This window comes from Blastopirellula retiformator (assembly GCF_007859755.1).
Lineage (GTDB): Bacteria > Planctomycetota > Planctomycetia > Pirellulales > Pirellulaceae > Blastopirellula > Blastopirellula retiformator.
In genome coordinates this window covers 391,172-414,879 of the sequence record NZ_SJPF01000006.1, presented here as the reverse complement: position 1 = coordinate 414,879, position 23,708 = coordinate 391,172, and the positions used below count along the sequence as shown (strand labels likewise).

Below are 23,708 nucleotides of genomic sequence, written 5' to 3'. Positions count from 1 at the left end.
GACCATCACAACCCTTGATAGGGGACGCGACCAGTCAGCAAGAGGCAGTCTACGGGAGTGGAAACTGCACTGTAAACCGCAGAAACGCGCAAAAAGGAAAGATCTATTTGCACGAGTTTTCAGTGTGCGCGAGAAGCCCCGATTAGTCGGTTTCGTAAGCACGCGTGTTCAACAAGCCGACACGCAATCAGTCGCAATTCCACTTCCCAAGCTGTCGAAAGTGGCTCTGTCCTTCGCCGTTCCTGCGATCTTTTTCGCGAGTGGACCGGGACACGATGGGAAAATAGGGTTTCAAGAACGCAGCATTGGAATCATGCACGAAGATGAAGCGGGCAAGCGGAAGCCGAGTCTCCTGGGATTTCGTGGCTGATACTTCGCGAATGATGTTTGGAAATTTCACAATCGCCGGCCACTTGGATCAATCGGCGTGCCTACGAGGACTGTCTCCTGAGGGAAGGTGGTGGAAAGACTGCGCTACCTTTTTTCGGCACAGCTCTTGCCAAGCTTCACTCCGGCGACGCCGGTAACTTATCTTTTTCTCGGCGTTCAATATTCATGGCATGGGATTGGTCTGCCAACTAAGCCGAGGTTTTCGCAAGGCGTGACTTATCTACAAAAACAACCCACCCGGCTCATCATAAATGCAATACCGTTCAATATGCCGAGTCGCCAAATCCGTCGCCATCACCAAGGCCACGATCCCGTCAATCCGTTCCTGGCTCTTCTTCTTCGACGGCTTCCAGTTGTCCGCGGCGTCTTGCTCGATTGCGACATTTCCGGCCATCCAGCGAAGCACCGGATTGCCCGCGTGTCGTAGCTTTCGGGCCAGTACCAGTTCCTCGAGCTTCTTGGTTGGCGCCGACATGCTGGCATAGCCCTGGCCAAAGGAGATGATCTCGAACCCGTCGTCGTCGAGTTGCGTGGCCAACTGCGTTGCGTTCCAGCGGTCGATGGCGATTTGCTCGATTTTGAATCGTTGGCCGAGTTCGTTGATCCGAGCGCGAATCCGCTCGTAATCAATCACTTCGCCGGGAGAGGCATCGATGTACCTCTGCTGAATCCAGGGAATATACGGTGCATGATCTCGTTTCTCACGTCGCCGAGCACCATCCTCGGGCACCCAGAAAAACGGCAGAACGTCATACTGTTCGTTGCCAGGGAACACGAGCACCAATGCTGAAATATCCGTCGTGGACGAAAGATCTAGCCCGGCAAAGCAAAGCTGTCCTTCCAACTCCGCGAGCGCGTCACCGCAGGCATCCCACTTCTCCAAATTCAACCACCGCGATTCCTGCTGCGTCCACTGGTTAAGCCGATAGCGACGAAACGAGTTTTCCTTGGCGGGCGACTCTTGGGCCTCACGGCAGTCTTCCGCGAACTGTTCTGCGTCGATCGTGATTCCAAAACTTGGATTGGCACGCGACCAAACCTCAGGCTTCGTCCAGTCGTCTTCCATTTCAGCTGCGGAGACGTAGGGGAAGAACGCGGTGTCCTCGACAGTTCCCTCCAGCACCTGCCGGGCGTATTCGTGCTGCTCCCAACAGATGCTTAATCGGTCGTACCCGGCGGTGGTGATCGCCAGCATGAGCGGTTGCCTTCGAGAGGCGCCAGCGTAACGGAGCGTGTCCCATAGTTCCCGCGATTTCTGGGCGTGCAGTTCGTCCATGAGAACAGCGTGAGCGTTGAGACCTTCTTTGGTGGGCACTTCGGCCGATAAGGCGCGATAGACGGAGCGGCTGCGATGGTCGACGATCCGTTTGGTGGAGCGGACCACTTTTAGTCGGGAGGCGAGGTGGGGCGAGTAATCGACCATGTTGGCCGCTTCGTTGAAGACGATCGAAGCCTGGTCTCGATCGGCTGCGGCGCTGTAGATCTCGGCGCCCGGTTCGCCATCGCAGGTCAGAAGGTAAAGACTCAGGCCCGCGAAGAGCGTACTCTTGCCATTCTTCTTCGGCACTTCGATATAACCGCGGCGAAACCGACGAGTGCCATCGGCTCGTTTCCAGCCGAACAGTGGAGCCACGACATCCTGCCATTGCCACTCCAGCAGCTCAAACGATTTACCAGCCCATTGGCCTTTCGAGTGTTTCAGGAAGCGTAGAAAGAATTCACGTACGCGTTCGGCCGAGCTCTCATCGAACCAGCAGCCATTGTCGACGGCGCGCTCATCGTTGGAACTACGAATCCATTCTTGCGGGACAGGAATTGTCACTACCCGGCTCCTACAAAGAGATCGAACTGATCATCGGCGGCGGTTTTGCGGTCGACACGGATGCGGCTGCGACTGGATGGCGTGAGGCCAAACTCGACCAGAAACTTTCTCATCGTCTCCATCGCCTGGTCCGCCACTGTGAGGTAGGGCGATTTCATCGGAAAACCTTTGTCGGGCGATTTGACGATCGTGCCAAACTTCCTCACTTGCTCCTCGGCATGGACCCAGCGACTGTAGACGGTGCAATAGGCGGCGAGTGCGGCGCGGTCGGCGGTGCTGAGTAATCCCATGTCAGAAAGGATTCTGGCGATGCGATGCCATTCCTCCTGCGCAACTTCATCGAGGAAGTCTGGGCACGAAGGAACGTCATCTGGCGCGTTTGGCTCCGCCTTGTTGATAGCCCGTTTGCCAGGGTTTCCCTCGCGAATCTTCAGGACCGTCGGTTTGGGTTTACGTCCCTTCATGGTCGACGCCCCCCCGGTACCCAATTTCGCGGAAAAGCGCGCGCGGGGAACGCGACGGTACAAGCGGCGTATCCCGGTATGAATGACTCCCCCCCGGTCCCTCTCGGCGGCTCCTGGAGCCTCCTAAGGGTATCTCTGCGGGTTTGTTGTTCTGCAGTTAGCGAACTCGCGGTGCTTGACCCGAACAGCTGTTTATCTTGTTCCGTCTTGCGCCGGTGATGCGTTCGACAGAGCACCTGCGTATTGCCCAACTCAAGTCGCCATTCGATGCGAACGTGCAGCGGGATGATGTGATCGACGTCGGTCGCCGAAGTAAGCAGGCCTTGCTCTAAACACGTTTGGCAGAGGTATCGATCCAGCTCACGGCGATGCTTGGCGACTCGTTCCCAGTCGGCGTCGTAACCCAGCGATCTTGGTGAGGGACGACGTACTTCGATGTTGCTTCGACCAACACGCTTTACCGTTTCGCTTCGTCGCTTCATACGCTTGGGCATGGCGTTGTCCCCCTTGATAAAGATTCTTCTGAATTGCCGCCAACAGCGCTTGATGTGTTTCCGAATGCATGGCTCATGTGTGTTAACGCGACGCGGATCGCGACGAACGAATTCCAACGAACCGGAGCAAACCCATGGCCACGAAGAAAACCACCTCGACTCGTAAGCCCGCAGCCGCCAAGACGACCAGCACCAAGGGCGCCACCAAAGCACGAACGGCAAAAGCAACGAAGACCACGCCACCAGCGAGCGAACCGAAACCGGATCCGAAACCCGATCCCAAGCCCGCGAAGGCTGATGAGCCCAAACGGATGTCGGCGATCAACGCGGCGGCGAAGGTTCTGGCTGAATCGAAAGAACCGCTCAATGCCAAGCAGATGGTCGAGGCGATGGCGGCGAAAGGGTATTGGTCGAGCCCCGGCGGGAAGACTCCCCATGCCACGCTCTACAGCGCCATCCTGCGGGAGATCAACACGAAAGGGCAGGGCGCCAGATTCAAGAAGACCGAGCGGGGGAAGTTCGCCGCTAACGGCTAGGTTCTCGGACAGCATCCGACACAACGCCCCACGTTCAAATCGTGTGGGCGTTTTCTCGTGACTGGCATTGCTGGGCCAGATCCGGCTTCGTTCGCAACACGGGCCAACGTCGCCCACCGACAGAAAGCTGCTAAATTCATCGCGACGGCGCTTGATGTTCGCAAGATTCCATGGCTCATGTGTTACATACGAAACCCCACCAACCACGGAGCCACGAGAATGACCAACGCCCACGAAACCAAGCTTCGAGAGGCCTTCCGCAACATGGACGCGCACCAAGCCCAAGAAATTCGGGCATCGTACTACAAAGCCATCGAAGGCCTTCGAACCCTGGCGGAAACACTCGAGATCGCCGATATCCCGATTGGCGAGGCGAATGATCATGCGCTCATCGAAGAGCACCTGATTGTCTGCGAAGCGATCGAGGCCATGAAGAATAGCTTGCTGGGGCGAATTCTGTCGGGCACTCACAATGATTTCTCCTGCGGATGCTTACGTTCCCGCCGTTTGCGTTTGGCCTCTAGCCGTACTTCGTGACATAGCCGTGCGCTTCCGGGTAAACTCTCATTGCATCGCCTCCTCGCGAGCCTTCATCGGAATCGGCGAGTCACCGGTTCGTTCCAAGATCGCTTGCTTGCCCGTGAACCTTTGGAAGCGGTCGGCGATAGTGTCACAGTACAGCGTGTCGAGTTCCATCAAGTAGGCGTTGCGTCCGGTCTGCTCCGCACCAATCATGGTCGAGCCGCTGCCGCCGAAGAGATCCAGGACGTTCTCGCCCGCGACCGTGGAGTACTGCAGCGCACGCACAGCAAGCTCGGCAGGCTTGGCCGTTAAATGTTCCATTTGCTGCGGCGGGATCTTCTTCACGTGCCACAAGTCGGGCACATTCTTCGGTCCGTAGAAGCGATGCGCCGCACCTTCACGCCAGCCGTAGAAACTCCATTCATGCGCTCCCATGAAGTCTTTACGCGTGAGAACCGGGTGCTGTTTATCCCAGATGATCGCTTGGCTGAAATAGAGTCCGTGCTTCTTCAGGAATGGCGGGTAGTTCGCACAGTTGGCATATCCGCCCCAGATGTAGAACGCCCGACCCGGTGCGAGGACGCGAGCCATGTTGCCGAACCAAGCGTCGAGCAAGCGATCGAACTCATCGTCGGTAACGAAGTCGTTCTCCAGCGGTCGATCCTTGGCACGTAACTTTTTCGATTTCCCGTCCGACTTGTGTTTGCTCGGATCGGTAAAGCTGCTGTTACCGGCCGCGATGGCTGCTTTCGATCTCGGCTCGACCTTCACGTTGTAAGGCGGATCGCTATTCACGCAATGAATCACTGCGCCGTCCAGCAACCGATCGACGTCTTCGGGCTTCGTGCTATCTCCGCAAAGCAATCGATGGTCGCCCAAGATCCATAAGTCGCCAGGCTGCGTTACGGCTTGATCCGGTTGCTCGGGAACATCATCCGGATCGGTAAGGCCCTCTTTACCATCGGGATGGAGCATCTTAGCTAGTTCGTCCTCGCTGAATCCGAGCAGACCGAGGTCGTAGCCAAACGATTGCAAATCTGCCAATTCCAGGGGAAGTAGAATCTGGTCCCACTCGGCAATGGTCGCCGTTTGGTTGTCCGCGATGCGATAGGCCTTGATCTGCTCCGGCGTCATATCCGTAGCGACATGGATCGGGACCGTTTCCATACCCAGCTTCTGTGCCGCTTTTAATCTGGTGTGACCGACGATGACGATGCCTTGCTCATCAACCACGATCGGCTGACGAAAGCCAAACTCCTGCAAACTCTTTGCAACTGCCTCGACGGCGCCATCGTTGACACGGGGGTTGTTGGGATACGGTGTGACATCCGAAATCTTCCACTGTTCGATCTTCATGAGACAGAGCTCACCACTACACGAGGGTTCGTGCTGGTAGCTCCGAGATGCGGAGTGCGGCTCAATGCGAGCGGCGGGCAAGAGAACCAGAAATCTCCTGCCACTGAAGATGTCTTCATTCTAACCGATTACGCTAACGAGTCACTATTGGAAACGTGTCCGATTCGTTAGAAGCTGCTGAAAATTTTGCTGTTGAAGGCGCTGAGATCGCGATGCGTGCGCGACGTCCTTTTCGACCAACGAGTCGTACGACAATGCGCACGCCATTGATCTCCACCATTTGAGAATCACCTTGGGAATACCAGTCAATCGATTGGGCGACTGGCGTTTGGGAATTCGTTCGTTTCATGAGTTACTCCTTGTCCTGGTTTGATCAGAAAACGTCCAAGTACACACGTTGCCGGGGCATGCCCTGATGGGCTGTGTAGTTTTCATCAATGACTTGGGCGCTACACTTCGGCCTCACTCGATCCTCAATTGAAAAGACGTTGCATCCACGTGCCCGCCAGCAGGAGCGCGAGGAAGATGGTGAACGCGTCGAAGTGGGCAAGCAAGTGCTCTAGGGTCAACGCGACGCGAAGTAGGTGGTTGTTGCAAACTCCCATGCGGCTAGTCCTCCATTTCGAGGTGACATTCGGGTGCGGAACCTTGCGGAACGTTTGCGGAACGTTGTGCGGAACGTTGCTTGGCACATAAGCCATTTCCATTTCGAGACTTATGACGATTTGCGGAACGTGCGGAACGTTTGACGGTACCCAGCCTCACGCGCACATGCGCGCACGTACATGGAGTTACCTGTAACGTTCCGCACGTTCCGCACTGTTGTCGCATCTCCTTATCCTTTCATGACTTAAGGTGCGGAACGTTGGGGTTTTCAACGTTCCGCAAACGTTCCGCATTTGGCTCAAACGTTCCGCACTTCGCCCGTGATTCCGACCCGATAGACCTTCCCGTTGCGATCTTCCGAACGAAGGAACGTCGCTGTGCGTCCATCCTCTATGTCGAATCGCTCTGACACGAACCGCCCAGCGAGCAGTCCAAGTCGTGTGGACCTCGACCGCAGTGTGCCGTCACCCAGCTCATCTTGGAGCAGTCCATGCTTGTCGCAATGTTCCGCCAACTCTTTCGATGTCCACATTCCCCGAGGATGGTCCGCCATGGACAGCACCAAATCGTTGAACTCACGCCGCGTGTCATCGAGCTGAGTCGCCGCCTCCTCGCTGTTGACCAGGAAGTCGGGTTCACCACACGTCTGGAGAACGCCGCCCACGATGTCGCCCCAGTTGCGTTTATTGAATCGTGAGTCCGTACTGGCCAGCGGCATCCCAGACGCCTTCCAGCGTTCGACCATGCCGATCAATTCACCGAGGATTTCCAACCGATGTTCCAAGGCATAACCTTCAGGATCCGCAATGGAAAACTTGCGTCTTTCCGGATTGCCTTCGTAAAAGAGATTAATGACCACGCTCCGGGTCACCAGGTCGCGACTCACATCGGGCGAGTTGGCGGTGATGCAGAAGATGTGCGAGTTCTCGGCCCGGATCGACTCAGAGCTACCCAGAAGGCGATAGGAGAGTATCGGGTCGGTGATCGAGCGTTCCAGACAAGCGGATTCGATCCTTGGATTACGACCGCGGCCTTTGGCATTATCGATAATGATCGTGCTGGCTCCACGCCGTACGATCGCACCTAGCCGTTTCTCGAACTCCTCGTCGTTCGGATTGTAGCTCGCCGTCTCGACCGTTTTGGCGTCACGCAGGATCGAAGTGATCTGGCCCAGGACCGTCTTGCCCAGTCCGGGCTGGTTGCCATTGAACAAGGCGGCGGGCTTTGAACCGATGAAGTGCGGGATCAACACGGTCGTCAGGAGTATCCCGAGGTAGTTCGTGCGATCTCCCGGGGTCTTGAAGCAGAAGTCGTGCAACATCTTCTCAAGATGGAATGTCCCCTGGCGTGGAGACACCTGCGGACCTGCATAATAGATTTTCGAGTGCGGATCGTATCCTGGCGCCACCAGTCGCCAATCCTCCGAATAAACTGGGTTGCGGGTGAACAATTCGATCACCGGCAAGCGTCCCCGTTCGCCAGGATGGTTGAGCCACGTGTTGCCGTAATTGGCAGGAAGCGGCTTGTATTGAAATCGGCTCCCTTCGACGAAGCCGAACTCGACGTAGGAATTGAGAAGACCGGCCAACTCTGCAGAAGTAAGAACTGGCGTGACGACATCTTCCCGCATGTTCACCAATTGCTCGGCGCGGCTAAAGCAACCACTGGACTTGAGCAGCGTATTCGTAATCTGATGCATCGTGTCGCCGACCGGGTCTTTCGACGGGTCGATTTGAATTACACGCCTTTTTTTGGTGCCGGGAGAGTCATGCAAATGATCGCCGGCGTCGCGAGGTTCGTCCGCGGCAACGGAATTCGTCGGGTTAGCACGTTGCTCTAGCCTTTCAAAAGTTTGCACACGCACCCTGTCCTCCGCGTTTTCCCAGGTATGGTCGAAGTAGGTGCGACCCTGGTCCGCGAATTTTCCAATCGGTTCGACCCGTCGCCAGACATCTTCCTTGTCGATCCCGTATCGCACCGCATAGCAGCACACCGCGAAATCCGCCTCAGAGCGTCGACCAGGCTCTGTCGTGGCGCTGACGGTGATAAGTTCATCGAGCCGATCGGACTTCGACGCAGAGGTCGTGCGGGGACGAGGTAGCGGGATACAGGCGATCTGTTTCGCACGTTCCGCTTCCGGCGATGGCTTTTTCAAAGGCTCAAATATGGCGAGCGAGTACCGTCGGGATGGCTCGCACTCGACTAACTCCGTAGGCACTGGATCACGGCCGTTGCGTTGATCCTTGCGATTGAAGGTTCCCGGTAGCCGTAAGAGTCGCGACAAGTCGGTCGTGTGGTCCCCGCCAACCAGATCCGCGATTCCAGCCAGGATGTCTTGGATATGCTGAGCTTTGGGGCTTAGCGTGGGAATATTCTGACGTTTGTCGAGGTAGACGCGATCCTCGCCCTGCAGGAAGTACTTGCGAGCCTTCTTACCACCGCCATCCTTCTCGACCCATTCAGTGAGGATCGCAGGCGGGTCTACAACGTCATCGATGAAAAACGGCTTGTCGAGTATCCAGTAAAGGTGACAGCCGTTTCCCGAGTTAACGATGATGGATGGTTCGGGTAGATTCGATTTCGCGATTCGCTCACGAACTTCGTCGAGGGAAACGTGATCAATATCCGTCCACAACGCGCGAACATTGCGAATTTGCCAGGCTAAGTCAAATTCACCATTTCCGCCGTACCGAGGGCACGAGCCAAAAAATAGGTTCAGTGGATTCCTTTCCGCCTTCCGCAATAGGCTCGCAACCGTTCCCTTTAAGGTTTCTCGCTGGGCCCTGCGATATTGCGTGTTTCGATAATCCACGCGGCTCTTCTTTCGCCCTCCTTCCGTCCAAGTTTCGATCGGCCGAAATAGAATCAGGTCGTCTTCATCGAATAGCGCCGTCAGGAACTGAACTGCGATTTCAGCATTCGCATGCATCTCGTCCGCAGCCGCAACTCCATCCGTGGTTGCTTCAGTTCGGACAATCATGCCTTACCTCCTGGCTTCGCAAAGCCGTTGAGGCCTGAGTGCGACGGTGCGGTCTTCTTCACCGCATCCTTTTCAATCCGCTCGACCTGAAAGCCGTCGTCACCGATCTCCCGCAGGAGAAAACCGGTGAACAGACGACTCAGATCGACGCCAACCTCATTGCTGGCGTCGATCACACAGGCTCTGTGGGCAAAATCAAAGTGGTGGGCCGCGTCGAGCCGAATGCGAGCCCGACCATGGAGAGACTCCACGCCGAACAGGGCCAGGACGATTGCCGCCTGGACATCCTCCTGTTCGACGCTTCTCGCGAAAGTGAATCGATAAACAATCTTGGTCGCTGTCATGTTGGTACTCCGAGCCGGGTTAGGTTAAGGTCGAATCATCAGTTACGCCGTCTATGTCACGTGCGCTCGGAAAATCGATATATTCTCGAAGTCCTTGATCCTCGAAGTACTCACCGATGAAATTCAGCGACCTGTAAATGGCTCCTCGTGATAGTTGCAATCGTTTTGCAATGTCAGAAATGGAGTGTCCGCTCCGGTACAACTGGCAGATGGTCTGCTCAGGTGCGATCAGGCCCTCGATCGCGGCGTCCATCTCGCGCCAATCTTCCCCGGGGACGGTCCGGTGATCGATGACGTCGAGCAGTGCGCCGTCATGCGGTGAGACAGGCCATTGGATTGTCTGGCCATGACCGCGGCACTTTCGCCAATACGATCGAATGATGTCGCGTTCGCGGTCTCTGACGAGTTCGTTGATGAAGCTGCCAGCGGAGCCACGAGCCGGATCGAAGCGGTTCCATCGCTTCAGAACGTGGAGAGCCAACTCCTGTCGGTAGTCGTCGACGCCTGAGGGATCGCGAAGTCTTACAGCTAGGCGGTTGGATGCTGCGTCGAGTAAGAAACTGGATTGCTTGATCGCCGTGGCGGCGTCGGGCCGTGGGGAATGTTTCTGGATCATGCCGATTCTCCCGTGTTGGAGAATTGGCGAATGGCGTCGATGACTTCGAGCTCGTGGCGGATCTTTTCGATCGCCTCGGAGTCAAACAGTCGCAGAATGCCTGCTCGAGCGGCGGGCTTGATGTGGGGCCGCGTGGCCAGAATGTGCACCACGCGATGGAGAGGGGCGTCTAGCATTTTCGCTATGACGCCAGTGGTCCGAAGTTGGGGGACGGCAGTCATGAATCGTCTCGCTTTCTGTCAGGAGGTAACAAAGACCATTTCTGACTTAATGCGAAACGTTCGAAATTTTTTCCCGAGACCCTATAAAACTCGGGGAAAAGTAATTTCGAGCGCGGCCATGCGCTGGCGCGCGCTCGAAATACATGGTTTATCTACGATCCACCACTCGATTATAGTTGTCGTCGCTTTTTTGCTTGATGCGGAGGAGCGTAACTGAAGCATTTCCATTGCATTCGGACTGGATCGCTAGGTACTCCGCTTTACGCGCATCTGTTGCTCTTTCGATCAATTTTCGAAGGCGAATTTCAGCTTCTTCTTGCGCTATGAGCTTGTCCAAGGGATCGTCTTGATCATTAACCTTCTGGTGACGTGCTTGACTCTTGTCGGTCAAAGCATGGGTTCGGCGTTTCCAAGCTCTTGTTCTTTCCCACGCCTGAAGACGGGGCGTAGACTTGAAGGCCACGTCGACCCTGTAATACGAGGAATCAATATCCTTGGCGAGTTGGCGTCTGCTTGAAAACTTATCACCCGCATCCATTCTGCAGAGCAGACGCTCTATGACTTCTTCCGTCGACATCTTTGGAACCGCGGACGCTTCGTTTGGATTCTCACGAGAGACGACTTCGCTAGGAACCGGAGACGGCTCGGTTTCGTTTTCACTCGTTTTTGGTGGATTTGTTAGCATCCGGACAATCCTGACGACCAGCCAAGCCTTCGCCTCAGGGCCATCCTCAACACGCATGATGGCCTTCTCAATCTTCTTGGCCAGAGAATCCACATCTCCATTCATCGCGTGATGCAGCAAGCCAAGGGCTATCCTTCCATTCGTCTCCACGATTTCGAGCTCATCCAGGTTGGCCTTCCACCCATCCACATCGATCACATCGGCGACATTAATCATGCGTTTGGCATACCAGCGCCAATAGTTTGCCGGAGGTGGGTCGCAAAACGGCCAGTTGTCGTATTCCGGATATTCGCCGGTCTCACGATGGAACTTGTCCGGTAAGACATTCAATTCATGGAAGGCTTCCTCCAGCCTGCGTTCGCGTTTGATTTCGTAGGCTCGCACGGCCTCCCGATCCCGGCGCTGCTGCTCCTTGGCTTCTCCATCGGCCAACAACTCATCGAGTTCTTCTTCGTTCATATTGCTCTCCAAAAGAAAAAAATGCGATCCGTGCGGATTCCGAGCGCACAGAAACTAAAGGGCGTATTGGAAGTGCGAACCGGTTAACAGCCCGCACTTTGCAAGGATGAGGTGATTAGGAATGACGCAACGTTCGCATCGCGGATTTGATGAGCCTGATCCGCTCTACGAAGTGGCGACCATTTTGGCTCGAGCGATTGTCCGTCGCATTCGAGCACGACAATGCTGTCACTCGCCCGTGACACCTTCGGTCACCTCATCCAACACTTTCTCGCACGACGCCTTGAGTTCGGCGCCGAGATACCGCTCTCTGGACACTCCTGTTGACGCAACCACTCTCACCACAGGAGTTTTTGAACGATGAACATCGACAAAGAGGTCGCCGCGATGGAGCGGATGACGGTCAACCAATTGCGGGAAAAGTATGCCGAGGTCTTTGGCGAACCTACCAACGGCAGGCATAAGCAATGGCTGATCAAACGGATCGCGTGGCGGATGCAGGCCAACGCCGAAGGAGGTTTGTCCGAACGGGCACGGCGGCGAGCGAGGGAACTTGCCAACGACTCCGATCTGAGGATGACCATCCCGCGAACGCAAAAAACATCCGCCGATGCCGAGTCACGAATCATCGCCGTTGCCACCAAGTCGCCGCAAAGTACACACCTCCTTCCAGGCATGTCACTAAAGCGTGTGTACAAGGGGCAAACGATCCACGTGAAAGTGCTGGACGACCGGTTTGAGTACCAAGGCGAACGCTACAAATCGCTGACGGCGGTTGCGAAGGCGATCACCGGCAAGCATTGGAATGGATTTCACTTTTTTGGTCTGCGTAAGAATGGAGTCGCGAAATGAACAAACGTGCCAAACCTCCCGCCGAGCCCGACTCGATTCGATGCGCGATCTACACCCGCAAATCGACCGAAGAAGGATTAGAGCAGGAGTTCAACACACTCGATGCCCAACGAGAAGCGGGCGAGGCGTATATCCAGAGTCAGCGCCACGAGAATTGGGTCTGCTTGCCGGACCGCTACGACGATGGTGGTTTCACCGGCGCCAATATGGACCGCCCGGCGCTGCGGCGACTGCTGGCCGACATCGAATCGGGAAAAGTAAACTGCGTGGTCGTCTATAAAGTCGATCGTCTCAGCCGCAGCTTACTCGACTTTACGAGAATCATCGAAACGTTTGACAGGAACAAGGTTTCGTTCGTCAGCGTGACGCAGGCCTTCAATACGGCTTCGTCGATGGGGCGGTTGGTTCTGAACGTGCTCTTGTCTTTCGCCCAATTTGAACGAGAGATGATTAGCGAACGAACCCGGGACAAGATCGCCGCCGCGCGCCGCAAAGGAAAATGGTCGGGCGGTTTGCCGGTGCTGGGCTACAACGTCGAACAGACCAAGCTGGTTCTTGATGACACGGAAGCACGACGGGTGCGAGAGATATTCGAGATGTACCTGGAACGTCAATCGATACTCGATGTCGCCAACGAACTTGATGCTCGCTGCTGGCGAACCAAGCGATGGACAACAAAGAAGGATACCGAACGTGGCGGTCGACGGTTCGACAAGGGCTCGCTCTACGCTTTGCTCACGAACGTCGTTTACGTCGGCAAGGTCCGGTACAAGGCGGAAGTGCACGAGGGCGAGCATGAGCCGATCATCGATCCGGAGACGTTTGAGAAGGTTCAGACGCTCTTGCAACAGAACGGGAGTAGCGGCGGGAAGGCGGTCAGGAACAAGCACCACGCTTTGCTGCGAGGCCTCCTGCATTGTTCCGCCTGCCAATGCGGAATGAGCCACAGCTATTCCAAAAAGAAGGGAAACCGGCTCTATCGCTACTACGTCTGCCAAAAGGCTCAGAAACGCGGATGGGATTCGTGCCCGGCGCCTTCGATCCCCGCGGGGGAGATCGAACAGTTCATCGTGAACGAGATCAAGGCGATTGGGCGCGATCCGCAGGTGATCAGCGCGACGCTCGAACAGGTGCGGGTGCAGACCGCCCAACAAACCGAGCGACTCCAGGCGGAACGACTAGAGCTGCATCAGGAGCTACGCGATGCACATGCGGAACTTGGACAATTAGCGGCTACGGTCGGTCCTGGCGATTCTAGGCTGGCCGACGCCCATGATCGGATACAGGAAGCGGAACGGCGTTCGACGGAGATTGAAGACGAGTTAGCCGCACTTGGCGGTGATACCCTCGATCGGACCGAGGTAGCCGCCGCATTGGCCGAATTTGACGCCGTGTGGGCGTGTCTGGCACCGCGAGAACAAGAACGCGTCATTGGGCTACTCGTCGAACGGGTCGAATACGACGGCGACGGGGGGAATATCTCGATAACATTCCGGCCTAGCGGGATTAGAACGCTGGTCGGCGAATTGGCGAACACAAAGGAAGAGGTGGCGGCATGATTACGGTTCAGCGGAAGGTGGAGTTTCAGACGGCGCGGCGGAGTCGGAAGGTGCAGGAGGAGAATGCCTCTGTAGGCCGTGTGCCACGGGTTTCGCGGTTGATGGCGCTGGCGATTCGGCTCGACCAGATGATTCGGGACGGGGAGGTCGCCGACCAGGCGGAATTGGCGCGACTTGGGCACGTGACGCGGGCTCGGCTGACCCAGATCATGAATCTGCTGCAGTTGGCGCCAGATATTCAGGAGGCGATTTTGTTCTTGCCGGTGACGGAGCGGGGGCGGGATATTGTTACGGAGCGGGATTTGCGGCCGATTGCGGCAGGTAGCTGCTGGAAGCAACAACGAAATGCTTGGGTTCTGTTAAAGGTCCCGTGTCGCTGAGGGGGTTACCGGCTGGCGTCAGAACAAGCAACATATTTGGAAACTTGGAGTCGCGACCACCGAAATTAAAGTAACGAATCACTCGCTATTTCCAATGGCCGTCCGCCAATACTCGGGCCTGCTGTTCGATCGAAGTTGACTTTGGTAAGGTTTGACTACCAATGAAACCCCCCTTGTAGGAGGATCGAACATGCCTAAACTGAGCCAATACCTCACAATCAAAGAAGCAGCTGAGTATCTCGGGGTCTCACAGAATACTTTGCGGAATTGGGGACGAGATCAGAAAATTCCGATGCATCGAAATCCGATCAACGGATATCGACTATTCAGGAAATCAGATCTGGATGAAATCCTCAATGCGACTGGACAACCCGTTACAGCAAAATACGGCACAAAACCACGTTAGTTGAAAAATCAACATGAGTGTCGATCCCAGCGCAATTCGACAGGGCTGCATCTTGAGCAGCCCGACGCTCCCCGAACCGATCGAGGTTCTGGCTACCGTGCCAATGGGCGATTCGCTCAAGGTAATCGGTCGCGGCTGCACGACTGGACTCACCCACGATCCCGTGCTTTCCCGTGCACAGTTGGCCGACGTGCGTGTTTCTGCAGATCGCGAACCGTTCGATGGCAATGCCCGAATGTTCCGGCTAGGGATCGAAGCAAATCGGCTCGGTCTCGCATACGAGTACGATCCATTCTTTTCGCTATCAATCGCCCGCGTCGATCCGCTTCCGCATCAGCTGGAAGCAGTTTACAGCTATTTCATGAAGTTGCCGCGGATTCGATTCCTGTTGGCCGACGATCCCGGTGCCGGCAAAACGATTATGGCGGGTTTGCTGCTGAAGGAGCTGAAGGCTCGCGGCCTTGTCAGGCGTGTTCTAATTGTCGCCCCGGCAAGTCTGACTTTTCAGTGGCAACGCGAAATGGCGGACAAGTTTCGGGAAAAGTTCGAGGTTATTCGCGGGGATGTCCTTCGAGCCAACTATGGTCAGAACCCTTGGCAGGAACGCGATCAGGTTGTGACGTCGGTTTCGTGGGTGTCAATCGTTGAAGATGCCCGAGAAAGTCTGCTTCGATCACGGTGGGATCTCGTCATCGTCGACGAAGCCCACAAAATGAGCGCCCGGTCAGAGGACCACAAAACGTACGCTTATCGGCTCGGCGAGAATCTGTCGAAGATGACGGATCACTATCTCCTTATGACGGCAACGCCGCACAAGGGCGATCCGGAACATTTTCGACGCTTCCTCGCGTTACTGGATGCTGATGTTTACGGCAGCATTCAGAGCCTTGAACAAGCGATGAAAGACCATGAGGCACCGTTCTATCTTCGCCGCACGAAAGAAGCCCTCGTCACATTCCCTGATGCCGACACGGGCGAAGTACGTAAGCTGTTCACCAAACGAGAAGTGCGGAGTGTTGCCTTCGACCTTGATGGCGAAGAGCTCGAATTCTATGACGAATTAACTCGGTACGTCGAAGATCAATCGATGATGGCGGCCGCAGATGGCAGCGCTCGTGGCCGTGCTGTCGGCTTTACGATGGCCATGCTTCAGCGACGCATGGCATCATCAATATATGCAGTCCGCCGCAGCTTGGAGCGAATGCGAACCCGTCGCGAAAAGATCCTTGCCGATCCTGAAGCCTATCGACAGGAACAAATCCAACGACGTGTTCCGGATGACTTCGACGATCTGGACACCGAAGAACAACAACAGATTATCGATGATCTCGAAAACGAAGTTCTGTCGGTCGACCCGGCAGCACTCCGCGAAGAAATCGCACAGCTCACGCGTCTGGTTCAACAGGCCGTGCAGCTTGAAGAACGAGACATCCAGACAAAGATCATCAAGCTGCGATCCGTTCTCAATGAAGAGGGCATCTTCGACAGCAAGAAGAACAAATTACTCATCTTTACGGAGCATAAGGACACGCTCGATTTCCTCGCTGCGGACGGAAAGGACGGTCGTCCCCTTGGCAAGCTGATCGAATGGGGACTGTCAGTCACTCAGATTCACGGCGGAATGAAGATTGGTGACCGCGACACGCCCGGAACTCGAATCTACGCAGAGCGAGCATTCAAGGAAGAGTGCCAGATCATGGTCGCGACCGAGGCCGCCGGTGAAGGTATCAACCTTCAGTTCTGCTGGTTGATGATCAACTTTGACATTCCATGGAACCCAGTGCGATTGGAACAACGCGTTGGTCGAATCCACCGCTACGGTCAGGAGAAGGACTGCCTGATTTTCAACTTCGTCGCTCAGAACACACGCGAAGGCCGGGTGCTTCGCAAACTGCTCGATCGGCTTGCTGAAATCAGGGCGGACCTTGGTTCGGATCAGGTGTTTGACGTTGTCGGTGAGGTCTTTCCAGCGAACCAGTTGGAGCGAATGCTTCGAGACATGTACGCCCGGCAGACAGACGTCAGCCAAATCGAAGATCGCATTGTCCGGGACGTCAGCCCAGAGCGGTTTCGAGCGATTACCGAATCAACGCTCGAAGGTTTGGCAAAAAAAGAGCTCAACCTGTCGAACATGATCGGGAAGAACGCCGAAGCCAAAGAGCGACGACTTGTTCCCGAAGTCATTGAGCAGTTCTTTGTGGATGCATCGCCAGAATGCGGCATGAGTCCCAAGGAAACGGCCAAGGGAAGCCGCGTGTTTCGGATCGGCAAAGTTCCTCGAAACCTGCTACCCATCGGCGATCGGCAGGAAGATCGCTTCGGTCGACTGGGACGTGAATACAAGCAGGTGGCCTTCGATAAGCTATACCTGCGGGATGACCCAACGCTTGAATGGGTGACGCCGGGGCATCCGTTGTTTGAAACGGTCAGAACAGACATTCTCGCCAGAACTGTTGACCATCTTCGACGCGGTGCAGTGTTCTACGATCTTAATCGCAATGATCCCTCATTGATCGACGTATTTGTGGCATCGATCAAAGATGGTCGCGGACGCACGCTTCACAGGCGTCTATTCGCCGTAGAAACGGCGTTGTCAGGTGAGATGAAGCTGCATGAACCGACAGTGCTGCTGGACATTGCAGCGGCACCTGAAGGGGCCGCAGGCCCTGCAGAATCGATCACGTTGCCAACGCGACAGTCCGTTGAACAATATCTGTATGAAAACGCACTCGCCCCGTGGATCGATCGAAATGCTGACGAACAGCGTGACGCCGTTGAGCGAATTCGGCGACACGTCGAGATCAGCCTCAATGCTTTAATCAACCGTGCCCAATTGCAGCAGGCGGAGTACATCAGCCGTCAGATCGAGGGCGAAACGGTGACCGGTCTTGACGGTCTTATTGCTCAGGCAGAACAGCATCTTGATGAACTGACAAACCGCTTGGAGAGTCGCCGCAAAGAATTGGAACTGGAACGCCACACGTCAGTTTCCGACATCTCACATCTTGGCCGCGTTTGGGTCGCCCCGCACCCGGACCGAGCCACCCCACAGTTTGCTCCCATGGTGCGTGATGACGAGATCGAACGAATCGCCGTACAGGAGGCAATCCGATACGAGGAAGCCCGAGGGTGGGTCGTGGAAAGTGTCGAGTCCGAGAATCGCGGCTTCGATCTGATTTCGCGACGACCGCATCCGGAAGATCCCAAGACATTCCTTGAAGTTCGCTTCATCGAAGTCAAAGGTCGAGCAGGCGTTGGCGTCGTTGCACTCAGTGAGAACGAATACCGAACAGCGGAGCGATTGCGTGCAGACTATTGGCTGTACGCAGTCTTCAACTGTGCTTCATCGCCGGAACTGCACGTTGTTCACGATCCTGCACGACTTGGATGGCAACCAATTCTCGCGGTCGAGCACTATCAACTGAACCCTAGCACGATCATAGAGGCGAGCACGTGATTCAACGACCACCAAGCAGCTGAAATCAGCTCAAATGGAACACCTTTGAAGACAAGGGCGCCGGCAGTCACTTCCTATCGCTGCCAAACTACTACGCGGACTTATTTGAGTATGACAACACATTCTTGATGCAGAAGTCCAATACAGGAATGCGTTCTGGCCAAAGTGGCAAAGCCAAATACGCATACTTCAAGAACCTCGACTACGGTGAAGTCTCTGAGATCGAACGCTTCATTCAAACGTACCAGCAGAGAGTCATAATCGATTTGAATTCGAATATTGAAAAGTACTTCGGTGAGGAATTGGACTCCTGTATGGCACTCGACTATGGCCACTCAACGCCTGGAACACGAACCGAAACTGGCCAACTTGAGTACGAGGCAAAGTATCAGGGCAATGATGAAGCGTCCGAAAGCCTCGCTAAGATGCTGGCACGAGCCGCATTCGAGATTCCATTTCGTGCTCATTCAACGGTCACGAGATGCATCACATACATTCCGCCAACTGAAGACAAGGACTTTCATCTTCCACGGGACCTCGCGCATGAAATGCGATCTCAAATCAGCAATCCTTTCTTCAAAGAGGATGTCGTGGATGCGACTCTAACCATTGATAAGGAGTCGCTAAAGAATGCGTCTCTGGAAGCAAAGGTTGAGATCTGGCAGGAGATCGTCGAGGCAGATGCTGTCGAGTTGAAACAGGACGTAAATGGAAAGCTTGTGTATGTCGTTGACGATCTATATCAGTCCGGTGTGACCATGTGGTCGTATGCCAAATACCTAAAGAAGCAAGGTGCCCATGCGGTTTTTGGCTTGCCGTGTGTCAAATCTCTCAGGGATTCCGATAACCAATGATTATTGAAGCCACACCAATACTCAGTTTGTTCTTCGCAAAAGGGCTCGGTGCAAAAACGCTCGGCCAGATTGTGGATCAGCTTGTACAAAGTGATCTTTCTCCAGCTGAAATGCTGAATTTGTCAGACACAGAGCTGGTTGAACGCTTTGGTCTCCGTCGAAGTATCGTGGATGCAATTCATTCGGCTGAGAAAGTGGCAATCGACACCGCCGAGGAATTGGCACGCGAAGGGATTGAGATCCTCATTCGCGGAGTTGATCCATATCCCAGTCACCTTTGCGATGTTCTGGGCGACAACGCCCCGCCGATACTTTTTGTTTGCGGCAATACATCAATTCTGTCGAAACACGCAGTCGGGTTTTGCGGCTCTCGTAAGGCGTCGGAGAAAGGGATTCGCATTGCTGGCGACGCAGCCGGCCAGCTTGCGGGACACGATGTCAATGTCGTCAGCGGCTACGCGAAAGGCGTGGATCTGGCAGCACATGTTGGATCACTGAATGGCAATGGTGTCACAACAATCGTGCTTGCAGAGGGAATTCTGCATTACCGTGCGAAGCGGGAAGTGAAATCGTTCCTGAACGACGAGAATCATCTGGTTGTATCGGAGTTCCCACCACGATTGCCGTGGGCTGGCCGCAGCGCCATGCAACGAAACAAGACAATCATTGGTCTTTCGGACGCTGTCGTTTGCGTTGAATCTGGCATGACAGGTGGCACATTCGCCGCCGCAGATTCGACCCTCAAGCTAGGATTGCCACTGTTTGTCGTGGAGTTTGCTGCCCCATCCGATGCGGCATCCGGCAACAGCCATTTCATTGAACGAGGAGCAATGCCCCTCCGCGGTGACAGAACCGGTAAGCCCAATTTAAAGCGAGTGCTGGAAGTGATTGGGCTGGCTCAGGAGCAAGTATCCGTGAAGCCCGCTGAAACTATTCAGCCAATTGTTAACGACGCAATCCAAGTTCAGGACAACACGATCCCCATGCCGAAAACGAAGGAAACAGAGAAATCGAACCAAGGCACTCCGTATCCCAAACGATTGATCGAAGTCGATTTGCCGATTGCGCGCATCTCGGCTCATGCCCGGAGAGAAAAATCGATTCGGCATGGACACATTTCGACACTGCATATCTGGTGGGCGCGTCGTCCGCTTGCAGCGTGTCGTGCCGTGATTTGCGCTTCACTTTGGCCAGATCCGGCGGATGAATTGTGCCCGCAGGCATTTCGTGACGCGGCGGTTGAGCAGATCAAGGCGTTTGCTCGGCGAGTCTTCCCGAAGCGTATTACTGACGAAGGACGCACGCTGTCGAGCGAAAAACATTGTTCCCCTGAGAGTCGTGCTCGCTGGGAGGCGATCGCCAATGAGACACTGACACTCTCAGCGAGTGAGTCGGCAGATATGCCAATTCTGCGACTGTGTCTGCTGGACTTCATCGCAGACTTTGCAAGCTGGGACAATAGCACAGTACCGGCGTTTCTTGATACGAGCCGAGCATTAACACAGTCAGCCCACGAATCGTTGGGAGGTGTGCCGGGTACTCGTCCACTCGTGATCGACCCATTCGCTGGTGGTGGCTCAATACCTCTTGAGGCACTCAGAGTTGGAGCCGACGCGTTTGGTAGTGACCTAAACCCGATACCTGTGCTCTTGAACAAGATGTCATTGGAGTTCATACCGAAGTACGGGGAATCCCTCACCGGTGAACTATTGAAATGGGGTGAATGGATCAAGTGCACAGCCGACAAGATACTGGCACCGTACTACCCACATAATGAAGATGAGGCGCCACCAGTATGCTACCTATGGGCACGAACAATCCTTTCAGAAGCCCCCGGACAGGATGGTCCACCTGTTGAAGTTCCGTTAATCAGGTCGATGTGGTTAAGTCAACGAGGCAAACAGCGGCTCGCCCTGCGATGGGCGAAAGAAGGGAATCGCGTTGTATGTGATGAAGTCAAGGTTGCATATTTTGACGGCACACGGACAGTTCGCCGACCGAGAATTGAATTCTTCACACCAAAGAACGCGAATGACCTTCCGTCGGGCACAGTGGCTCGTGGGTCGGCGACTTGTCCTGTAACAGGATTCACGACACCGGTCACAAGTGTTCGAAGCCAACTGAAGAACAGAAACGGTGGAGCAGCGGACGGACGAATCTTTGCCGTAGTATGTAAGTGTGTGTCTACCGGTAGCTTTTCATTTCGTGAGGCTACTGAGGAAGACTACGAAGCCGTTGTGACGAGCCAGTCAGAGTTGAGTTCACATTTTGGCGAAGAAGTCGGATTCTGTTCTGTTCCAAGCGAAAGCACCCCGCTTGGCGGTGGACGAGGAGCCGGACGTGCGTTCTCGCAACGCAACTATGGAATTGACCGGTTTCGTGATCTTTTCACTCCACGCCAGCTACTTGCTTTGATGACGTATTCGCAACTCATTCGTGAAGCGGGAACAGCATTAGAGGCGGAGACTGGCGACAAGGGCCTTGCGACCGCTGTCCAATCGCTACTCGCTTTTGCATTGAATAAGGGAGCAGACTATTGGAATTCGATCTCGGGTTGGATGCCTAGGGGAACCGTTGGTCATGCGTTTCATCGTCAGGCGATCCAGATCATTTGGGATTTCGCAGAAGCAGTACCAATTGCTGATTTTCACTGTGCGTGGCACGAGGCTGTCGGTTGGGTCGCCAAGTATACGGAGGGAACTGCTCTCGCGAATTTGCAGCCCGGAACGGCCGAACAAGCAAACGCGACTCAACAGTTGTTGCCATCCGATTCAGCGGCGTGCCTCTTCACTGATCCCCCATACTACGACGCAGTTCCATATGCCGACCTCTCTGATTTCTTTGTCGTCTGGTTGAAGCGCAGTCTTGGCGACAGATTCAACGATCTCCTTGCCGAGCTTTCGCCAAAAGACGGGGAGTGCATTGTTGACGACGCTAAAGGAAAGGACGACGAGTTCTTTGAGGAAACAATGACGGCAGCACTTGCCGACTCTCGAAGGGTGGTTGCCCCCAACGGAATTGGAGTCATTGTATTCGCGCACAAGTCAACTGCGGGTTGGGAGAGCCAATTACAATCGATGATCTTGGCGGGTTGGACCGTCACTGGGTCTTGGCCAATCGACACAGAGCGTGGCGCGCGTTTGCGTGCAATGGATTCTGCCGCGTTAGCTTCATCTGTCCACCTTGTGTGTAGGCCTCGCGAAAGCACCAATGGTGAGTTGGTCGAAGTTCACGGTGAGTGGCGCGATGTCTTATCCGAACTTCCAAATCGAATTCACGAGTGGATGCCTCGTCTTGCGGCAGAAGGCGTCGTTGGAGCCGACGCAATTTTTGCCTGTCTAGGTCCCGCGCTCGAAATCTATAGTCGGTACAGCCGAGTCGAAAAGTCCAATGGCGAACTCGCGACGCTACGTGAGTACCTTGAATTCGTATGGGGCGCCGTTTCAACAGAAGCGCTCTCATTGATCTTTAAAGATGCCGACGCTGCTGGGTTAGAACCCGACGCACGGCTTACGGCAATGTGGCTCTGGACAATTGGTGGAGGAGGAAACGGCAACGCAAACACAGAGTCGAGCGACGACGAGAGTAAGATCAAGGCGTCCGAAGGATTCACTTTGGAATTCGACGCCGCGCGGAAGATCGCCCAAGGACTTGGTGTCCATCTTGAGCAGAGTGCGACACTCGTTGTGGTAAAGGGTGACAATGCAACGCTTCTTCCCGTTGCTGCTAGAACTCGGCACTTATTCGGAAAAGAGGCTACGTCTACGAGTCGCCAGAAGGCTAAAACTGTCAAGCAGCGAACGCTCTTTGACGAACTTGACGAGGTTGAAGCTGAGGAGTCTGGCTGGACCTCGATCAAGGGACCACCACCGGGAAGTACGACGCTTGACCGCGTGCATCAAGCCATGATTCTGTTCGCTGCAAACCGTGGCGAGTTGCTGAAGCGATTCTTGGTGGAAGACGGAGTCGGTAAGGATGAGCGATTCTGGAAGCTCGCCGACAACTTGAACAAGTTGTATCCCACGGGGACGGAAGAACGCCGCTGGGTAGAAGGACTATTGGCACGCAAGAAAGGCCTTGGGCTGTGAGTTGATTATGCGAGGAGACTTATTCGCATCGTGGCAAGCTGCATTCGTCGAAGTCATTCGGGCTTCGTCGATCGGGGAGCCACTGCGCGAAGCCTCGCAGGCCGCGGACCTCAAAGCATGGACCGCCAGCCTGACGAAAGCAGTAGTTCGTTCGTGCGAAAGCATGCAGTGGAAAGCTGCGGGGCTCAGGCACAAACTCGATCTGTTGCCGAAGGCTGGAGAAGAATATCTCAGCATAGATGTAATGGGCTTCGCCCCTGACTCCATGAATGGTCGCTGGCCACTGCCAATTGCGGTGTTTGAATTGGAAAACGATCGTACGGACGATCGCGTCGCTTACTCACTCTGGAAGGTGCTCTGCGTGAAAGCACAGTTGAGAGTTGTGTTTGCGTTTCGTCCTGATTGGGACTCCGGCCGCAGCTCGGTTGCTGCGATCGGCAAGGACATCATCGGCAGCCTGTCAGAGCAACAACTTCACGACTTGCGAGGCGACACGGCGATCATTTTCGGGAACAGAGGCGAAGGGGAGCACTTTCCCGACGGATTCTTCAAGTGTTACCTGCTGGACAGAGAACTCAGGAAATTCAACAAAGCTTAACGGCCAAACATAGAGCACC

General features: G+C 55.0%; 20 protein-coding genes. 10 read left to right on the top strand and 10 right to left on the bottom strand.

From position 1 onward, the window contains the following. Positions 1–610: 610 nt before the first annotated feature. Genes Enr8_RS23580 through Enr8_RS26660 form a run of 3 tightly spaced genes read right to left on the bottom strand, consistent with a single transcriptional unit; the run spans position 611 to position 3,158 of the window. The gene (locus tag Enr8_RS23580) at positions 611–2,212 is read right to left on the bottom strand and encodes a terminase large subunit (RefSeq protein ID WP_222434931.1); all 1,602 of its coding nucleotides are present in this window, start codon (positions 2,210–2,212) and stop codon (positions 611–613) included. After that, complete coding sequence (locus tag Enr8_RS23575) at positions 2,212–2,739, bottom strand: phage terminase small subunit P27 family (protein WP_222434930.1); 528 nt, start codon at positions 2,737–2,739, stop codon at positions 2,212–2,214. Before Enr8_RS23575 ends, Enr8_RS23580 begins: the two co-directional genes overlap by 1 nt. Beyond that, on the bottom strand, positions 2,673–3,158 hold the full coding sequence (locus tag Enr8_RS26660) for an HNH endonuclease (RefSeq protein WP_390620213.1): 486 nt from the start codon (positions 3,156–3,158) through the stop codon (positions 2,673–2,675). The genes Enr8_RS23575 and Enr8_RS26660 overlap by 67 nt, the downstream gene beginning before the upstream one ends. A gap of 146 nt (positions 3,159–3,304) precedes the next feature. On the opposite strand from Enr8_RS26660, the gene Enr8_RS23565 reads away from it, so the two are divergent. Beyond that, positions 3,305–3,706 (top strand): winged helix-turn-helix domain-containing protein, encoded by a 402-nt coding sequence (locus Enr8_RS23565; protein WP_146436468.1) that lies wholly within the window; start codon positions 3,305–3,307, stop codon positions 3,704–3,706. A 219-nt stretch (positions 3,707–3,925) separates the two neighbouring features. After that, positions 3,926–4,243, top strand: a complete 318-nt coding sequence (locus tag Enr8_RS23560) for a hypothetical protein (protein ID WP_146436466.1) — start codon at positions 3,926–3,928, stop codon at positions 4,241–4,243. Between the two features lie 27 nt (positions 4,244–4,270). On the opposite strand, the gene Enr8_RS23555 is transcribed toward Enr8_RS23560, so the two are convergent. The 7 genes from Enr8_RS23555 to Enr8_RS23525 form a co-directional block, all read right to left on the bottom strand. Continuing rightward, complete coding sequence (locus Enr8_RS23555; RefSeq protein ID WP_146436464.1) at positions 4,271–5,584, bottom strand: DNA modification methylase; 1,314 nt, start codon at positions 5,582–5,584, stop codon at positions 4,271–4,273. Positions 5,585–5,717: 133 nt separating this feature from the next. Continuing rightward, positions 5,718–5,933 carry a hypothetical protein gene (locus Enr8_RS23550; RefSeq protein ID WP_146436461.1) on the bottom strand — a complete coding sequence of 72 codons (216 nt, stop codon included), beginning with the start codon at positions 5,931–5,933 and terminating at the stop codon, positions 5,718–5,720. Between the two features lie 555 nt (positions 5,934–6,488). Continuing rightward, the gene (locus tag Enr8_RS23545; protein WP_146436459.1) at positions 6,489–9,170 is read right to left on the bottom strand and encodes a hypothetical protein; all 2,682 of its coding nucleotides are present in this window, start codon (positions 9,168–9,170) and stop codon (positions 6,489–6,491) included. After that, positions 9,167–9,514: a hypothetical protein gene (locus tag Enr8_RS23540; protein WP_146436457.1), complete on the bottom strand. Its 348-nt coding sequence runs from the start codon at positions 9,512–9,514 to the stop codon at positions 9,167–9,169. The genes Enr8_RS23545 and Enr8_RS23540 overlap by 4 nt, the downstream gene beginning before the upstream one ends. A 19-nt stretch (positions 9,515–9,533) precedes the next feature. Beyond that, positions 9,534–10,130 (bottom strand): helix-turn-helix domain-containing protein, encoded by a 597-nt coding sequence (locus Enr8_RS23535; RefSeq protein ID WP_146436455.1) that lies wholly within the window; start codon positions 10,128–10,130, stop codon positions 9,534–9,536. Next, positions 10,127–10,351 carry a hypothetical protein gene (locus tag Enr8_RS23530; RefSeq protein WP_146436453.1) on the bottom strand — a complete coding sequence of 75 codons (225 nt, stop codon included), beginning with the start codon at positions 10,349–10,351 and terminating at the stop codon, positions 10,127–10,129. The genes Enr8_RS23535 and Enr8_RS23530 overlap by 4 nt, the downstream gene beginning before the upstream one ends. Positions 10,352–10,499: 148 nt before the next feature. Continuing rightward, on the bottom strand, positions 10,500–11,495 hold the full coding sequence (locus Enr8_RS23525; protein ID WP_146436451.1) for a hypothetical protein: 996 nt from the start codon (positions 11,493–11,495) through the stop codon (positions 10,500–10,502). A gap of 360 nt (positions 11,496–11,855) precedes the next feature. On the opposite strand from Enr8_RS23525, the gene Enr8_RS23520 reads away from it, so the two are divergent. From Enr8_RS23520 to Enr8_RS23485, 8 genes are all read left to right on the top strand, one after another. After that, positions 11,856–12,347, top strand: coding sequence for a DUF2924 domain-containing protein (locus Enr8_RS23520; protein WP_146436449.1), 492 nt, complete (start codon positions 11,856–11,858; stop codon positions 12,345–12,347). After that, complete coding sequence (locus Enr8_RS23515) at positions 12,344–13,906, top strand: recombinase family protein (RefSeq protein ID WP_146436447.1); 1,563 nt, start codon at positions 12,344–12,346, stop codon at positions 13,904–13,906. Before Enr8_RS23520 ends, Enr8_RS23515 begins: the two co-directional genes overlap by 4 nt. Then, on the top strand, positions 13,903–14,286 hold the full coding sequence (locus Enr8_RS23510; RefSeq protein WP_146436445.1) for a hypothetical protein: 384 nt from the start codon (positions 13,903–13,905) through the stop codon (positions 14,284–14,286). The genes Enr8_RS23515 and Enr8_RS23510 overlap by 4 nt, the downstream gene beginning before the upstream one ends. Before the next feature lie 190 nt (positions 14,287–14,476). Then, positions 14,477–14,692, top strand: a complete 216-nt coding sequence (locus Enr8_RS23505) for a MerR family transcriptional regulator (RefSeq protein ID WP_146436443.1) — start codon at positions 14,477–14,479, stop codon at positions 14,690–14,692. A gap of 13 nt (positions 14,693–14,705) precedes the next feature. Next, on the top strand, positions 14,706–18,149 hold the full coding sequence (locus Enr8_RS23500) for a helicase-related protein (RefSeq protein WP_146436441.1): 3,444 nt from the start codon (positions 14,706–14,708) through the stop codon (positions 18,147–18,149). A 128-nt stretch (positions 18,150–18,277) separates the two neighbouring features. Further along, positions 18,278–19,003 (top strand): hypothetical protein, encoded by a 726-nt coding sequence (locus tag Enr8_RS23495; protein WP_146436439.1) that lies wholly within the window; start codon positions 18,278–18,280, stop codon positions 19,001–19,003. Next, positions 19,000–23,091 (top strand): DNA-processing protein DprA, encoded by a 4,092-nt coding sequence (locus tag Enr8_RS23490; RefSeq protein ID WP_146436437.1) that lies wholly within the window; start codon positions 19,000–19,002, stop codon positions 23,089–23,091. The genes Enr8_RS23495 and Enr8_RS23490 overlap by 4 nt, the downstream gene beginning before the upstream one ends. Before the next feature lie 7 nt (positions 23,092–23,098). Then, positions 23,099–23,689: a hypothetical protein gene (locus Enr8_RS23485; RefSeq protein WP_146436435.1), complete on the top strand. Its 591-nt coding sequence runs from the start codon at positions 23,099–23,101 to the stop codon at positions 23,687–23,689. Positions 23,690–23,708: the final 19 nt, after the last annotated feature.

Bases quoted from the DNA above. Each gene is read 5' to 3' on its own strand.
- Enr8_RS26660 (WP_390620213.1), bottom strand. From the start codon at position 3,158: ATGAAGCGACGAAGCGAAACGGTAAAGCGTGTTGGTCGAAGCAACATC.
- Enr8_RS23565 (WP_146436468.1), top strand. From the start codon at position 3,305: ATGGCCACGAAGAAAACCACCTCGACTCGTAAGCCCGCAGCCGCCAAG.
- Enr8_RS23560 (WP_146436466.1), top strand. From the start codon at position 3,926: ATGACCAACGCCCACGAAACCAAGCTTCGAGAGGCCTTCCGCAACATG.
- Enr8_RS23555 (WP_146436464.1), bottom strand. From the start codon at position 5,584: ATGAAGATCGAACAGTGGAAGATTTCGGATGTCACACCGTATCCCAAC.
- Enr8_RS23550 (WP_146436461.1), bottom strand. From the start codon at position 5,933: ATGAAACGAACGAATTCCCAAACGCCAGTCGCCCAATCGATTGACTGG.
- Enr8_RS23545 (WP_146436459.1), bottom strand. From the start codon at position 9,170: ATGATTGTCCGAACTGAAGCAACCACGGATGGAGTTGCGGCTGCGGAC.
- Enr8_RS23540 (WP_146436457.1), bottom strand. From the start codon at position 9,514: ATGACAGCGACCAAGATTGTTTATCGATTCACTTTCGCGAGAAGCGTC.
- Enr8_RS23535 (WP_146436455.1), bottom strand. From the start codon at position 10,130: ATGATCCAGAAACATTCCCCACGGCCCGACGCCGCCACGGCGATCAAG.
- Enr8_RS23530 (WP_146436453.1), bottom strand. From the start codon at position 10,351: ATGACTGCCGTCCCCCAACTTCGGACCACTGGCGTCATAGCGAAAATG.
- Enr8_RS23525 (WP_146436451.1), bottom strand. From the start codon at position 11,495: ATGAACGAAGAAGAACTCGATGAGTTGTTGGCCGATGGAGAAGCCAAG.
- Enr8_RS23520 (WP_146436449.1), top strand. From the start codon at position 11,856: ATGAACATCGACAAAGAGGTCGCCGCGATGGAGCGGATGACGGTCAAC.
- Enr8_RS23515 (WP_146436447.1), top strand. From the start codon at position 12,344: ATGAACAAACGTGCCAAACCTCCCGCCGAGCCCGACTCGATTCGATGC.
- Enr8_RS23510 (WP_146436445.1), top strand. From the start codon at position 13,903: ATGATTACGGTTCAGCGGAAGGTGGAGTTTCAGACGGCGCGGCGGAGT.
- Enr8_RS23505 (WP_146436443.1), top strand. From the start codon at position 14,477: ATGCCTAAACTGAGCCAATACCTCACAATCAAAGAAGCAGCTGAGTAT.
- Enr8_RS23500 (WP_146436441.1), top strand. From the start codon at position 14,706: ATGAGTGTCGATCCCAGCGCAATTCGACAGGGCTGCATCTTGAGCAGC.
- Enr8_RS23495 (WP_146436439.1), top strand. From the start codon at position 18,278: ATGCAGAAGTCCAATACAGGAATGCGTTCTGGCCAAAGTGGCAAAGCC.
- Enr8_RS23490 (WP_146436437.1), top strand. From the start codon at position 19,000: ATGATTATTGAAGCCACACCAATACTCAGTTTGTTCTTCGCAAAAGGG.
- Enr8_RS23485 (WP_146436435.1), top strand. From the start codon at position 23,099: ATGCGAGGAGACTTATTCGCATCGTGGCAAGCTGCATTCGTCGAAGTC.